Annotated in this window: 11 protein-coding genes; 1 reads left to right on the top strand and 10 read right to left on the bottom strand. The window is 71.2% G+C overall.

The genetic code is table 11. The features are described 5' to 3' along the window. Positions 1-51: 51 nt before the first annotated feature. The 6 genes from ATL45_RS16005 to proC form a co-directional block, all read right to left on the bottom strand. A complete protein-coding gene (locus ATL45_RS16005) occupies positions 52-2,574 on the bottom strand; it encodes an ATP-dependent Clp protease ATP-binding subunit (protein WP_093145688.1) in 2,523 nt (840 codons plus the stop codon). A gap of 294 nt (positions 2,575-2,868) precedes the next feature. Continuing rightward, entirely contained in the window at positions 2,869-3,774 is a 906-nt protein-coding gene (locus ATL45_RS16000; RefSeq protein WP_093145687.1) for a lysophospholipid acyltransferase family protein, read from the bottom strand. Further along, positions 3,774-4,838: an NAD-dependent epimerase/dehydratase family protein gene (locus tag ATL45_RS15995; RefSeq protein WP_093145686.1), complete on the bottom strand. Its 1,065-nt coding sequence runs from the start codon at positions 4,836-4,838 to the stop codon at positions 3,774-3,776. The genes ATL45_RS16000 and ATL45_RS15995 overlap by 1 nt, the downstream gene beginning before the upstream one ends. A gap of 235 nt (positions 4,839-5,073) precedes the next feature. Beyond that, positions 5,074-5,175 carry a 30S ribosomal protein bS22 gene (locus tag ATL45_RS15990; protein WP_010241351.1) on the bottom strand — a complete coding sequence of 34 codons (102 nt, stop codon included), beginning with the start codon at positions 5,173-5,175 and terminating at the stop codon, positions 5,074-5,076. Between the two features lie 403 nt (positions 5,176-5,578). After that, complete coding sequence (locus ATL45_RS15985; protein WP_093145685.1) at positions 5,579-5,803, bottom strand: helix-turn-helix domain-containing protein; 225 nt, start codon at positions 5,801-5,803, stop codon at positions 5,579-5,581. Between the two features lie 358 nt (positions 5,804-6,161). Beyond that, positions 6,162-6,977, bottom strand: a complete 816-nt coding sequence (gene proC / locus ATL45_RS15980; RefSeq protein ID WP_093145684.1) for a pyrroline-5-carboxylate reductase — start codon at positions 6,975-6,977, stop codon at positions 6,162-6,164. A 155-nt stretch (positions 6,978-7,132) separates the two neighbouring features. Between proC and ATL45_RS15975 the strand changes: the two genes are divergently transcribed. Continuing rightward, the gene (locus ATL45_RS15975; protein ID WP_093145683.1) at positions 7,133-8,761 is read left to right on the top strand and encodes a long-chain fatty acid--CoA ligase; all 1,629 of its coding nucleotides are present in this window, start codon (positions 7,133-7,135) and stop codon (positions 8,759-8,761) included. Between the two features lie 286 nt (positions 8,762-9,047). Here the strand turns inward: ATL45_RS15975 and ATL45_RS15970 are convergent, their stop codons facing one another. From ATL45_RS15970 to ATL45_RS15955, 4 genes are all read right to left on the bottom strand, one after another. Continuing rightward, positions 9,048-9,836: an acyl-CoA thioesterase gene (locus ATL45_RS15970; protein ID WP_093145682.1), complete on the bottom strand. Its 789-nt coding sequence runs from the start codon at positions 9,834-9,836 to the stop codon at positions 9,048-9,050. 201 nt (positions 9,837-10,037) lie between these two features. Beyond that, positions 10,038-10,895, bottom strand: a complete 858-nt coding sequence (locus ATL45_RS15965; protein ID WP_093145681.1) for a sugar phosphate isomerase/epimerase family protein — start codon at positions 10,893-10,895, stop codon at positions 10,038-10,040. Positions 10,896-11,003: 108 nt separating this feature from the next. Then, entirely contained in the window at positions 11,004-12,077 is a 1,074-nt protein-coding gene (locus ATL45_RS15960) for an Rv0497 family membrane protein (RefSeq protein ID WP_093147135.1), read from the bottom strand. Next, entirely contained in the window at positions 12,074-13,105 is a 1,032-nt protein-coding gene (locus ATL45_RS15955; RefSeq protein WP_093145680.1) for a Ppx/GppA family phosphatase, read from the bottom strand. The genes ATL45_RS15960 and ATL45_RS15955 overlap by 4 nt, the downstream gene beginning before the upstream one ends. Between the last annotated feature and the right edge of the window lie 103 nt (positions 13,106-13,208).

Below are 13,208 nucleotides of genomic sequence, written 5' to 3'. Positions count from 1 at the left end.
ACCGGGCCCAGCGCAGTCCTCGAACGCGCAGACCATCAGTCCGGGTGAAGCTCAGACCGAGGTCGCCTCCTGCTCCCGGGCACCGGACTGCTGCTCGGGCACCGAGGGGCGGGCCAGGGTGCAGATGAGCTCGTCCTCCTCCACCGAGGCCAGGATGGTGTCGCCGGGCTGGACATCGCCGCCGAGCAGCAGCTTGGAGATCCGGTTGTCCAGTTCGGACTGGATGGTCCGGCGCAGCGGGCGGGCGCCGAACTCCGGCTGGTAGCCGCGCTTGGTGAGCCACCGCTTCGCCTCGTCGGTGACCTCCAGGTCCACCTCCTGCGCGCGCAGCAGCCGCTTGCTGCGGTCCAGCAGCAGGTCGACGATGTGCGACAGGTCGTCCTCCGCCAGCCGGTGGAAGATGATGATGTCGTCGATGCGGTTGAGGAACTCCGGCGCGAAACCGCCGTGCAGGTCGTCCATCAGCCGGTCGCGGATGTCCTCCACCGATCCCTCGTGCGCCAGGATCCGCTGGGCGCCGATGTTGCTGGTCATGATCACCACGGTGTTGCGGAAGTCCACGGTGCGGCCCTGCGCGTCGGTGAGCCTGCCGTCGTCGAGCACCTGCAGCAGGGCGTTGAACACGTCCCGGTGCGCCTTCTCGATCTCGTCGAACAGCAGCACGCTGTAGGGCTGGCGGCGGACCTTCTCGGTCAGCTGCCCGGCCTCCTCGTAGCCGACGTAGCCGGGCGGGGCGCCGAGCAGCCGGGACACCGTGTGCCGCTCCTGGAACTCGCTCATGTCGAACCGGATCAGCCGGTGCTCGTCGCCGAAGAGCATCTCGGCCAGCGTCTTGGCCAGCTCGGTCTTGCCGACGCCGGTGGGGCCGAGGAACAGGAACGAACCGATCGGCCGGTTCGGGTCGCCCATCCCGGCCCGGCTGCGCCGCACCGCCTCGGCGACCGCGGTGACCGCCTCGTCCTGGCCGACGACGCGGTCGTGCATCGCCTCCTCCAGCTTCAGCAGCCGCTCCTTCTCGCTCTCGGTCAGCTGCGAGACGGGGATGCCGGTGCGCTTGGAGAGCACCTCGGCGATGTCCTGGACGGTGACGTCGGTGATGCCCTCGCGCCGCTCGGCGATCCCGGCCAGCTCGCCCTCGGCGACCTCGATCCGGTGCTTGAGCTCGGCGGCCCGGTCGAACTCCTCGGCGGCGACCGCCTGGTCCTTCTCCCGCCGCAGCTTGGCGATCTCGTCCTCGCGCTCGCGAGTTCCGGAGCTGCGGTGCAGCGTGCGCAGCCGGACGCGGGCGCCGGTCTGGTCGATGAGGTCGATCGCCTTGTCCGGCAGGAAGCGGTCGCTGATGTAGCGATCGGACAGCGTCGCGGCGGCGGCCAGCGCGTCGTCGGTGAACCGCACGCCGTGGTGCGCTTCGTAGGAGTCGCGCAGGCCTTCCAGGATCTGGATGGTCTCCTCGACGGTCGGTTCCGGGATCATCACCGGCTGGAAGCGCCGCTCCAGCGCGGCGTCCTTCTCGACGTGCCTGCGGTACTCGTCGATGGTGGTGGCGCCGACGACGTGCAGCTCACCGCGGGCCAGGGCGGGTTTGAGGATGTTGCCCGCGTCCATGCTGCCCTCGGCCGCGCCCGCGCCGACCACGGTGTGCATCTCGTCGATGAACATGATCACCGAGCCCTCCGCGGCCCGGACCTCGTCGATGACCTTCTTCAGCCGCTGCTCGAACTCGCCGCGGTACTGGGCACCGGCCACCAGCCCGGTCAGGTCCAGCGCGACCACCCGCTTGTCCTGCAGGGTCTCCGGGACGTCGCCGGAGACGATGCGCTGCGCGAGGCCCTCCACGATCGCGGTCTTGCCGACGCCGGGCTCACCGATCAGCACCGGGTTGTTCTTGCTGCGCCGGGACAGGATCTCCACGGTCTGCTCGATCTCGTCGCCGCGGCCGACCACGACGTCGACCTTGCCCGCGCGCGCCTCGGCGGTCAGGTCGCGGCCGTACTCGTCGAGGGTCGGGGTGTCGCTGCTGGGCGCGGCCGGGGTGCCTTCCGCCGCTGCGGAGCGCTCGACGCGGTCGCGGAGCCGGTCGGTGTTGATCTCCTGCGAGCCCAGCATCCGCACCGCGGCCGCGTCCGGATCGTCGAGCAGCGCGGCGAGGATGTGCTCCGGGCCGATGTAGGAGGCGCCGGTCGCCTGCGAGCGGGCGTGCGCGCCGATCAGCACCCGCTTGGCCGCCGGGGTCAGGCCCGGGTTCGCCGACGGCTGCTCGCTCTCACCGGGCAGGATCTCGGCGATCCGGCTTGCCAGGTGGTCCGGCTCGGCGCCGGCCCGCTCCAGCAGCTTGCGCGTCGCGTCCACCTGGGTGGTGGCCCAGAGCAGGTGCTCGGTGTCCAGGTCGGCGCTGCCGTCCTGCTCGGCGCGGGCGGAGGCGCGGCTGATCAGGTCGGTGGCGGACTCGGTGAGCAGCCGCCCGATCGGCACCCGCTGCACGGCGGGCGGCGAGGTGCGCGGCGACATGCCGAAGAACCGGTTGAGCAGATCGGCGAAGGGATCTTGGCCGCCGAATCCGGAAGGGAAACTCATCATCCACCGCCAGGGCCTGTAGGTCGGGACCGGGACAACGCCGCGCCGAACCACCCGCGCAAAGCGCGTCTACCAGCCCAAATAGACCAACCTCACGGCCTCGCCGCAACGCGGCACCCAGGCTCCCCCGGTCGTACAATCCACCGCCCGCCCAGGCGCGGGACGCGATTTCAATTGAAATCAGACGTCCGATTTCAATTGAAATCGCAGCAGGTGTCCGCGTGTCGGGCGCCGGACACGCCGACACGACGTGCAATTTCCATTGAAATTGGACGTCCGTGACCGCGCCGGGCGTCAGCCGAGGAAGACGTTGGTGCGCTGGGAGAGCAGGCGGTAGAGGGTGTGCTGGATGTTCTCGCGGACCTGGTCGCTGAGGCTGAACACCAGCATCGGGTCGTCCGCCGCGCCCTCCGGGTAGGACGCCGTCTCGATCGGCTCGCCGAACTCGATGTACCACTTCGACGGCAGCGGCACCGCGCCCAGCAGGCCGAAGTGCGGGAACAGCGGCGTGACCGGGAAGTACGGCACGCCGAGCAACCGGGCCAGCGGCTTGATGTCGGCCAGCTTCGGGTAGATCTCCTCCGCGCCCACGATGGCGCAGGGCACGATCGGCGCCCCGGTGCGCAGCGCCGCGGAGATGAAGCCGCCGCGCCCGAACCGCTGCAGCTTGTAGCGGTCCTTGAACGGCTTGCCGATGCCCTTGAAGCCCTCCGGCCAGACGCCCACCAGCTCGCCGCCGGTCAGCAACCGCTCGGCGTCCGGGTTGCAGGCCAGCGTGTGCCCGGCCTTGCGGGCGAGCGCGCCGAGCACCGGCAGCTGGAACACCAGGTCGGCGCCGAGCATCCGCAGGTGCCGGGACGCCGGGTGGTGGTCGTGCAGCGCGACGGTCGTCATGAGCGCGTCCCACGGCAGCGTGCCGGAGTGGTTGGCCACCACCAGCGCGCCGCGGTCCCCGGGCACGTGCTCGAGGCCGATCGCCTCCACCCGGAACCACTTGTCGTAGAACGGGCGCAGGAGCCGGAGGAACACCTCGTCGGTCAGCTCCTCGTCGAAGCCGAACTCGTCGACCTGGTAGTCGCCGAGCAGCCGGCGCCGGGCGAAGGCCAGCACCTCGGCGACGGCGTCCTCCCAGCCCGGCTCGGCGGGTTCCGCGGCCTTCCGGTCCTCCGGCCGCAGCGGGATCACCTGCGCATCCGCCATCACGACTCCACATCCCGCGCGGCGGACGACCCGCGCAGCTTCACGACCAGCTCACCGGCGCCGCGCTCGGCCGCCCGGACGGTCTCGGGATCCACCACCGGCCGCAGGCCGCGACCGCTGACGAAGTCGTCGAACGCCTGCTGCGTGGTCCAGCGCGGGGTGAACCCGAACTGCTCGCGGAGCCTGGTGGTGTCCAGCACCCGGCCGAAGTTGAGGTAGCGCAGCTGCTCGGAGGAGAAGTCGACGAGCCGCGCGCCGCGAAAGAACTGCGTCACCGGCAGCACCGCCGGACCGGGCAGCGGCAGCGCGATCCGCCCGGCCCGGCGGATCGCCTGGGACAGCATGAGCACGCCGTCACCGGCCACGTTGAAGACCCCGGGGCGCTCGGCCAGCGTCGCGCGTTCCAGCACCGCGAGCGCGTCCTCGGAGTGCAGCAGCTGCAACCGCGCGTCGAAGCCCAGCACGGTCGGCACCACCGGCAGCGCGAAGTAGCGGGTGAGCATCGCGTCGATGCGCGGGCCGATCAGGTTGCTGAAGCGCAGCGTGGTGATGTCCACGTCGGGGCGGCGCCTGCCGAAGCCGCGCACGTAGCCCTCGATCTCCACCGCGTCCTTGGCGTACCCGGACGACGGCAGGTCCTTCGGCTCCATGTCCTCGGCGAACACCGCGGGATCCCGCGAGCTCGACCCGTACACGGCGCAGGTGGAGCGGACCACGAGCTTGCGCACCTGCGGCGACTGCTGGCACGCGGCCAGCAGCTGCATGGTGCCGATGACGTTCATCTCCTTGACCGCGGCGCGGCCGCCGGGCCCGGAGTGGGTGTTGACCGCCGCGTGCACCACGGTGTCGACACCGGCGTTGGCGATGACCTTGCCGATCAGCGGGTTGCGGATGTCGGCGCGGACGAACTCGGTGCGCCCCATCCGGCGCAGCAGGTCGCGACCGGGCTGCACGGTGTCGACGCCGAGCACCCGGCCGATCGCGGGATTGGCCGCCAGTCGCGCGGCGAGGTGCCCGCCCAGGAAGCGGCTGACCCCGGTCACCAGCACGACGTTCGGGCCCATGCGTCTCCCTGCGTCTCGACCACGGCCACCACGCGCGATGCTACCGCCATCGGGACCAACCGACGGCTACATCGCGGTTACCGACGAGGACCGGCCCGGTTCTGCCTGCCCACGGTTCGTGAGCGGGCCATCACCTGCCGAAACCTCCGCGCCGCCGAAGCACCCGGCGCGCGGGAACAGCCCGGAAAACAACACCGCCGCCGACCCCTGCAGGTGGTCGGCGGCGGCGCGCAGGTCACTTGCCCAACTTGCGACGCTGAACGCGCGTCTTGCGGAGCAGCTTGCGGTGCTTCTTCTTGGACATGCGCTTGCGGCGCTTCTTGATGACCGAGCCCATGCGGACTCCTTCACTCTTGACGGCAGTTCGAACGTCTTCCGCGCCGGCGCAGCCGAGATGAGCGCACCAGGCACGACCACCCCAGAACTTTACCTGCCCTGGTGCGACCCCCTGCCGCCGTGGTCCTCCAAACGCCTCCGGGCACCGTCACCAACGGGTTCCGATGCCCGGCTACCAGCGTCAGAACGGCCTGTTCGGTGGTCGGCCTGCATGGGTGGTCGCCCAGCGGAACCTGAGTGCTTCCCTGGACTGCGGGTGCCCCTCCCGATGTATGCCCGATACACGGCGGAGGGGCCGTCCTCGCCAGGAAACCACTCAGAACCCGCCGGTGGTCACTTTGCGTGCGTGCTCGAAGCGGCTGGCGCCGCTTGCACAAGCGCGGACGGCTCCGCCGACAGTGCTCTCAGCCCGCGTTGTAGTAGGCGCTCTCCAGGTAGGCGTGGACGTCCTTCTCCGCCACCCGGAACGACCGGCCCACGCGTGCTGCGGGCAGGTCACCGGCGTGGACGAGCCGGTAGACCGTCATCTTCGACACCCGCATCAGCTTGGCGACCTCGGCGACGGTGAGGAACCGCACCTGGCCCATGTCCGGCGGCGCCTGTTGGCTGGGTTCGGAGTTCGCAGACATGCTTCACCCTGCCCTTCGGCACGTGTCGCGCCGTCGGCTTCCCCTTCCGACGGAAACCTCACGCACGTGCTCTATCGAGAGTAGCGGGACGGCTGGGGAACCTGCGATGGCCGAACTACCTGAGTATTCGCCCGTCCTTCAAAAGCTGTCGGCGAAGCCGTCCTCGCTTGTGGAAGCGGCGTCAGCCGCTTGCATCCACCTACGCACGGCGACCACCGGCGGGTTCTGAGGGGTTTCCTGGCGAGGACGGCCCCTCCGCCGTGTATCTGTTCATACATCAGGAGGGGCACCCGCAGTCCAGGGAAGCGCTCAGGTTCCGCTGAGCGACCACCCGAGCAACGCAACCACAAACAGGCACTCAGTCGCGGTCCTGGTGGGCGGCTCCGAGCTCCACGGACCGGTCGCGAGCAGCCTCGATGGCGTCGATCAGGGCCGCTCGGACGCCGTGCTTCTCCAGCTCGCGGATGCCCGCGATGGTGGTCCCGGCCGGTGAGGTGACCGCCTCGCGCAGCATCACCGGGTGCCCACCGCCCTCGCGGAGCATCGCGGCGGCGCCGACCGCCGACTGCACGATGAGATCGGCGGCCGTGGCGCGCGGGATGCCCAGCAGGATCCCCGCGTCGATCATCGCCTCGACCAGGTAGAAGAAGTACGCCGGGCCGGAGCCGGACAGCGCGGTGACCGCGTCCTGCTGGCCCTCGGGCACGCGCACCACCTTGCCGACGCTGCCGAGCAGCTCCTCGACCAGCTCCAGGTCGGCGTCCGACGCGCGGGAGCCGCCGGAGATGGCGCTCATGGCCTCGCCGACCAGCATCGGCGTGTTCGGCATCACCCGGACCACCGCGGTTCCCTCGGGCAGCCGCCGCTCGAACAGCGCGGTGGGCAGGCCCGCGCACAGCGAGACCACGAGCTTGCCGGACGGCAGGTTCGGGGCCATCTCGTCGAGCAGCGGCTCGATGTCCTGGGGCTTGACGGCGACGACGATGACGTCCGCGCGCTGCACCGCGGTGGCCACGTCCACGTGCGTGATGCCGTAGGTCTTGGTCAGCTCGGCCGCGCGCGTCGCGAACCGCTCGGTGAACAGCAGGTCCGCCGGCGCCCGTCCGGCCTTCAGCAGCCCCGTCAGCAGGGACTCCCCGATCTTTCCGGCTCCGAGTACGGCGATCGTCGTCATGCCGCTCAGGGTGCCAGAACACGCTGCGCGAACGACGTCAGCCGCCGCTGTCCGATTCGTCCCGAGATCTCCCGCGGCACGATCGCAGCAGCTACTGTGTCTGCCACCACAGCGCCCGCCACGGCCGTGCGATCCAGACCGAAGGAGCTCTGATCATGTTCAGCACGATGCAGGACGGATCCCTGACGATCGCCCGGATACTCGAGCAGGGCAGCGGCCCGCACGGCGCGTCGGCCCAGGTCATCACCTGGACCGGCGAGGGTTCGCGGCGCCGCACCTACGCCGACGTGGGCCGCCGGGCGGCGCAGCTGGCGCACGCGCTGCGCGGCCTCGGCGTCACCGGCGACCAGCGCGTCGGCACGTTCATGTGGAACAACGCCGAGCACCTGGAGGTCTACCTCGCGGTGCCGGCGATGGGCGCCGTGCTGCACACGCTGAACATCCGGCTGTTCCCGGAGCAGCTCGTGTACGTGGCCAACCACGCCGAGGACGAGGTGGTGGTGGTCGACACGACGCTGCTGCCGCTGTTCGGCAAGCTGCTCCCGGAGCTCAAGACGGTGCGGCACGTGGTCGTCGCGGGCGGCGGCGCGGCCGGGCTGGAGGCGCCGCAGGGCGTCCAGGTGCACGACTACGAGGAGCTGCTGTCCGGGCAGCCGGTGGAGTTCGATTGGCCCGAGCTGGACGAGCGATCGGCCGCGGCGATGTGCTACACCTCCGGCACCACGGCCAACCCGAAGGGCGTCGTCTACTCGCACCGCTCGATCTACCTGCACTCGATGCAGGTGTGCATGACCGACGGGATGGCGCTGTCGCAGGCGGATCGCGCGCTGGCGATCGTGCCGATGTTCCACGCGATGTCCTGGGGCCTGCCGTACGCGGCGTTCATGGTGGGTGCCTCGATCGTCATGCCGGACCGGTTCCTGCAGCCCGAGCCGCTGGCGAAGATGACCGCGGTGGAGCGCCCGACGATGGCCGCGGCGGTCCCGACGATCTGGCAGGGCGTGCTGCAGTACCTGTCGGCGAATCCGCACGACGTGTCCTCGCTGAGCGAGGTCGTGGTCGGCGGGGCGGCCTGCCCGCTGTCGCTGATGAAGACCTTCGAGGAGGAGTACGGCATCACGGTGCTGCACGCCTGGGGCATGACCGAGACCTCGCCGCTGGGCAGCGTGTCCCGGGCGCCCGCCGGGACCACCGGTGAGGAGGTCTGGCGGTACCGGGCCAGCCAGGGGCGGTTGCCCGCCGGGGTGCAGGCTCGGCTGATCGGCGACGACGACCAGGTGCTGCCGTGGGACGGCGAGAGCGTCGGCGAGCTGGAGGTCCGCGGCCCGTGGATCGCCGCGTCCTACTACGGCGACGACGATCCGGAGAAGTTCCACGACGGCTGGCTGCGCACCGGAGACGTCGGGCACATCAGCCCGGACGGCTTCCTGCAGCTGACCGACCGTGCCAAGGACGTGATCAAGTCCGGCGGCGAGTGGATCTCGTCGGTGGACCTGGAGAACAAGGTGATGGGTCACCCCGCGGTCGCCGAGGCGATGGTGATCGGGGTGCCGGACGAGAAGTGGTCGGAGCGCCCGCTGGTCGCGGTGGTCCTGCGCGACGGCCAGCAGGTGGACGCGGCGGAGCTGCGCGACTTCCTGGCGGACTCGGTGGCGAAGTGGCAGCTGCCGGAGTACTGGACGTTCATCGACGAGGCGCCGAAGACGAGCGTGGGCAAGTTCGACAAGAAGCGCCTCCGCAAGCAGCACGCGGACGGCGGCCTCGACGTGACCCGCCTGGACTGACGAGCGGAGGGCCCTCTCGGAGCGGCCATCGTCAGGCAAGCGGCGTCGCCGCTTTCGGCGATAAACGGCGACTGCGGAGCATGGCGGTACCGCGCGATGAGGGACGCATGCGCCGCAGGCGCATAACCCACCCTCGCAACCCGCACCGCTGCGGGTTCTCAGACGTCGCCTGGCGAGGACAGCCCGTTTGCCGTGTATTGGTCATACATAAAGACGGGATCCCGCAGCCAGGCGGCGTCTGAGGTTCCGCTACCCGCACCGCCACGCAAAACGACCACTGGAACAACTACGGGGCGATGGCGAGCTGGCGGGCTTGGCAGACCAGGCGGCCCACCGAGTCCACCACCGTCACGTCCTCGTCGAACCACTGGCCCTGGACGGCTCGGCAGTCCACCGCCAGGCGCAGCCAGCCGTTGGCCGGGGCCGTGCGGAGCAGAGCCGTCAGCTGCACCGTCGGGGTCCAGCCGAAGCGGGCCAGGTTCAGCGTGACCGGCACCGTCAGGTCGCCCGCGACCAGGCCGAACAGCAGGTCCGGCTGCGCTTCCCGCGGCTTGACCCACATCCGCAGGCGGGGCGGCCCGGTGCGGCCGTCGAGGAACTCCGCGGTGTCGGCGTCCAGCCGCATGTCGCAGACCTGCGCCAGCGAGAAGTACTTCCGCGCTTCGCCGGTCCCGAGGTCGATCGCGCTGGACGGCGGGTTCACCGGCATGTCGGGCAGGTCCGCCCAGACCGGCTCGCCCTCCGGGCTCTTGCCCAGGGTGACCGTGGCGTCGACGCAGGCCTGCCCGCTCTGCTCGAGCACGGCTCTGGCCGCGGTGACCGTCTTGCCCGCTTTGAGCACCTCGGTGCGGATCAGCACCGGCCCCACCCTGGGCGGGCGCAGGTACTGCGCGCTGACCGCCAGCGGCGCGAGCCCGGTGGTGTCGCCCAGCGCCTTGGTCAGCAGCGCAAGCAGGTAACCGCCGTGCGGGCGGTCGCCCACGGCCCATTCCGGATGCAGGTTGGCGACGTAGCTGCCGTCGCCGAGAGGGCGCACCGAGGTGGCCGTCGCGAAGGGGTCCAGGGCCTCGGTCACATGCGGTCCAGTGGTCGACTGCGCTCGACGACCGATGCGCGCAACGGGTTCATGTTCACCGATTCTAGTGACCTTGACCGAAGTTGATCATCAGGCACCGGCTAAGCCCAGAAGTGGGCGTCGTGCCTGGAGATTTCGCGCGGAACCGGCGCTGCGCACCGCCGCGTGCTGGTCGATTTCGCGCGAAATCGACCAGCACCCTCACGCCGGAGCCGGGAGTTCGAGGTGAGTTCGGGCGAACTGGAGGGCCTCGGCCAGCAATGCCGAGCGCTGCTGGGGATTGCGGGCCTTGCGGGTGTTGACCTCGAGGACCACCGAGCCGTGGTAGCCGTCGGCCGCGAGCGCTTCGCAGACCTCGGCGCAGGGCTGGTTGCCCTGTCCCGGCAGCAGGTGCTCGTCGCGCGGCGCGCCCGTCCCGTCCGCCAGGTGCACGTGCGCGAGCCCGCCCGCCATGCGCTTGAGCAGGTCGATGGCGTCCACGTGCGCGGCGGCGGCGTGCGAGAGGTCGAACGTGTAGTTGCGGAAGCCCACCTCGGTCGGGTCCGGCGAGGGCTTGAACGCCGAGAGCCCGCTGGACTTGCCGCCGCGCAGCCGGTTCAGCGTGCTCGGCGGGCGCAGCGGGAACATGTTCTCCACCGCGACCGCGATCCCGCTGGTCTCCTCCAGCTCCGCGACCAGCTCGCCGAACCCGTCCGCGTAGCGGCGCTGCCAGCGGAACGGCGGGTGCACGACCACTGTGGACGCACCGAGCTCGCTGGCCACCACCACGGCCTTGCGCAGCCGCTCCTCCGGCTCCGGCGACCAGACCCGCTGGGTGATCAGCAGGCAGGGCGCGTGGACGGCCAGGATCGGCACCCCGTGCTGCTCGGAGAGCCGGTGCAGCGCGGACGCGTCCTGGCTGACCGCGTCCGCCCAGACCATCACCTCGACCCCGTCGAAACCGAGGTCGGCGGCCATCTCGAACGCCGCCCGGGCCGGCTGCGGCCACACCGAGGCGCTGGACAGCCCGACCGGGATGTGTCCCGGGGCGTCCTCGCGCGGTGGCGGTTGCACTGTCATGTCCTGCCAAGGATGACCGACGATCGCCGGGTGGTCACGCTGCGGGCCCCGCCAACGGTGCGTAGCTCACACCGCGGAGCCGGTTCCGGCGTCGTGCGAACTCGGGAGCTAGTGGCTGATCAGCAGCAGCGCGGCGGGCGAAACCGTGCAGAACAGGCCGACCAGCACCGCGAGCAGGATCGTCTGCAGGTCGTTGTTGCGCAAGAACTTCCACGCGATGAGCACCAGCAGACCGGTGAACAGCAGCGCCGCGCCGAGAGCCGCCAGCGCGTGGAAGCCCCACAGCCAGCGGAACCCGAACCAGACCGCACCGCCGCCGACCAGCCCGGCGACGCCCTGCAGGGCCAGCGTGCCCCACTCCTTGGCGGGCGACGGCGGCTCCGGCTCCTCCTCGGGCTCGTCCTCGCGGTAGTCGTCCGCGTCCATGCCCGCGGGCAACTCGGGGTCGTAGTCGTCTTCCTCGGCGTACTCCGGCTCCGGCTCCTCGTAGGAGTCGAAGTCGTACGGGTCGTCGTCCGCGCGCTTCGGCTCGTCCTCGACCGGCTCCGGCGGCGCGGCCGGAACGGCCAGCACCTCGGTGCCGCTCTCGACGTTCGGCGGAGCGGCCGCGGGCACGCGCGGCAGCTGCTCGGTGAGGCCTTCCGGCGGCGTCTGCTTGGGCGGCGTCGGCTTGGGCGCCGTCGGCGGCACCGGCGGCGCGTCGGCGCGCAACGCGGGCTGCTGGATGGTCGCCTCGGCATCGCCCGCGACCGGGCCTGCGGGCTTCTTGCCGCCCGCGGAGGAGAACCGCTGCGCCCAGTAGCTCGGGCTGCCCTCCGCCGGGGCCTCGGCAGCGGGCGGCTCCGGGGCGGCCGGTGGCTCGGGCGGCGGCGCCTGCGGGGCAGGCGGCGCGACCGGAGGCTGCTGGGCCGCCGCCGGCGGAGGCGGCGGCGGGGCGGCCGGTCGACGGCCTGCGACCCGGTGGCTGCGGTACTGCGGCGGCTCGGCGTCGGGCTGGATGGCGCGCATCTGACCGCTGTCCGACAGCACCCGCTCGATGATCGCCTGCGGTGCGGTCTCGCTCGGGTCCTCGGCGCGCCTGCGCCGCCGGCGGCTGCTCTTCTGCCCGCTGTTGCCGTACTCAGCCAGCAGCTCCGCGACGGTGCGCTGGGTGGGCTGATCGGCCCCGCTGTCCCGATTCATCGCTCCCACCGTGCCCCGTGCTCCGTCCGGCGTCCAGTTCCGTCCTCATCAGGCCCGGCGAGCCGCAACGCCGCTCGGTCCTGGATGGCAGTGTGACTGTCTCCGTTGGTGTGGTCCAGCCGCCGCAGGATCACCCCTTCACGCAACGCCCACGGGCAGATGTCGAGTTCCTTCACCCCGAGCGCCTTCATGGTGGCCTCCGCCACCAGCGCACCGCCGACGAGCTGGTGCGCCCGCGCGGCGCTGACCCCGTCGAGGGCGGCCAGGTCCGGCGAGGACATGCGGGAGATGAACGCGATCAGCTGGCGCAGGCCGGTCTCGGTGAGCGTGCGCGGCGCCCGGGGCCCGGCCGAGGCCGGTGCGGCGCCGGTCAGCCTGGCCAGCGACCGGAACGTCTTGGAGCTGGCCACCGCGCGATCCGGCTTGCCGAGCTTGCGGAACCGCTTGGCGGTGGGCGCGAGCTGTCCCTGGAGCCATTCGCGGAGCTTCTTGACCTCGTCCTGACCGGGCGGGTCGTGCAGCATCGTGCGGGCCATCCGCCCGGCGCCCAGCGGCAGCGACACCGCGAGGTCGGGCTGCTCGTCGATGCCCATCGCCATCTCCAGCGAGCCGCCGCCGATGTCGAGCATCAGCAGGTTGCCCGCCGACCAGCCGTACCAGCGGCGCGCGGCGAGGAAGGTGAACCGGGCCTCGTCCTCGCCGGGCAGCACCTCCAGCGCTATGCCGGTCTCGGCTTCGACCCGGTCGAGCACTTCGGCGGCGTTGACCGCGTCGCGGATCGCCGAGGTCGCGAAGGCCATCAGCTCCTCGCACCCGGCCGCGACCGCCGAATCCTGGGCAGCGGCGACCGTGCGGATCAGCTCGGCCGCGTCGTCCTCGCTGAGACGACCGCCGTGCGCACCGATCCGCTCGGCGAGCCGCAGCACGGTCTTCTCCGATGTCATCGGGGTCGGATGGGCACCACGATGCGCGTCCACCACCAGCAGGTGGACCGTGTTGGATCCGACGTCGAGCACCCCTAGGCGCATGACCGACAAATTACCGGCTGCGCACGCGACCGGGCGTCGGGTGGGCCCGCAAACGGCCCACCCGAGCGCCTCGAACAGCCCTCGGACCTGCTCCGCCGGTGCA

It is taken from the genome of Saccharopolyspora antimicrobica, assembly GCF_003635025.1.
In the GTDB taxonomy this organism is placed as follows: Bacteria; Actinomycetota; Actinomycetes; order Mycobacteriales; family Pseudonocardiaceae; genus Saccharopolyspora; species Saccharopolyspora antimicrobica.
The sequence above is the reverse complement of the archived record's forward strand: the minus strand, read 5'-3'. Positions and strand labels throughout refer to the sequence as shown.

Coding starts and splice junctions, on each gene's coding strand:
- ATL45_RS16005 (WP_093145688.1), bottom strand. CDS start 2,574: ATGAGTTTCCCTTCCGGATTCGGCGGCCAAGATCCCTTCGCCGATCTG.
- ATL45_RS16000 (WP_093145687.1), bottom strand. CDS start 3,774: ATGGCGGATGCGCAGGTGATCCCGCTGCGGCCGGAGGACCGGAAGGCC.
- ATL45_RS15995 (WP_093145686.1), bottom strand. CDS start 4,838: ATGGGCCCGAACGTCGTGCTGGTGACCGGGGTCAGCCGCTTCCTGGGC.
- ATL45_RS15990 (WP_010241351.1), bottom strand. CDS start 5,175: ATGGGCTCGGTCATCAAGAAGCGCCGCAAGCGCATGTCCAAGAAGAAG.
- ATL45_RS15985 (WP_093145685.1), bottom strand. CDS start 5,803: ATGTCTGCGAACTCCGAACCCAGCCAACAGGCGCCGCCGGACATGGGC.
- proC (WP_093145684.1), bottom strand. CDS start 6,977: ATGACGACGATCGCCGTACTCGGAGCCGGAAAGATCGGGGAGTCCCTG.
- ATL45_RS15975 (WP_093145683.1), top strand. CDS start 7,133: ATGTTCAGCACGATGCAGGACGGATCCCTGACGATCGCCCGGATACTC.
- ATL45_RS15965 (WP_093145681.1), bottom strand. CDS start 10,895: ATGACAGTGCAACCGCCACCGCGCGAGGACGCCCCGGGACACATCCCG.
- ATL45_RS15960 (WP_093147135.1), bottom strand. CDS start 12,077: ATGAATCGGGACAGCGGGGCCGATCAGCCCACCCAGCGCACCGTCGCG.
- ATL45_RS15955 (WP_093145680.1), bottom strand. CDS start 13,105: ATGCGCCTAGGGGTGCTCGACGTCGGATCCAACACGGTCCACCTGCTG.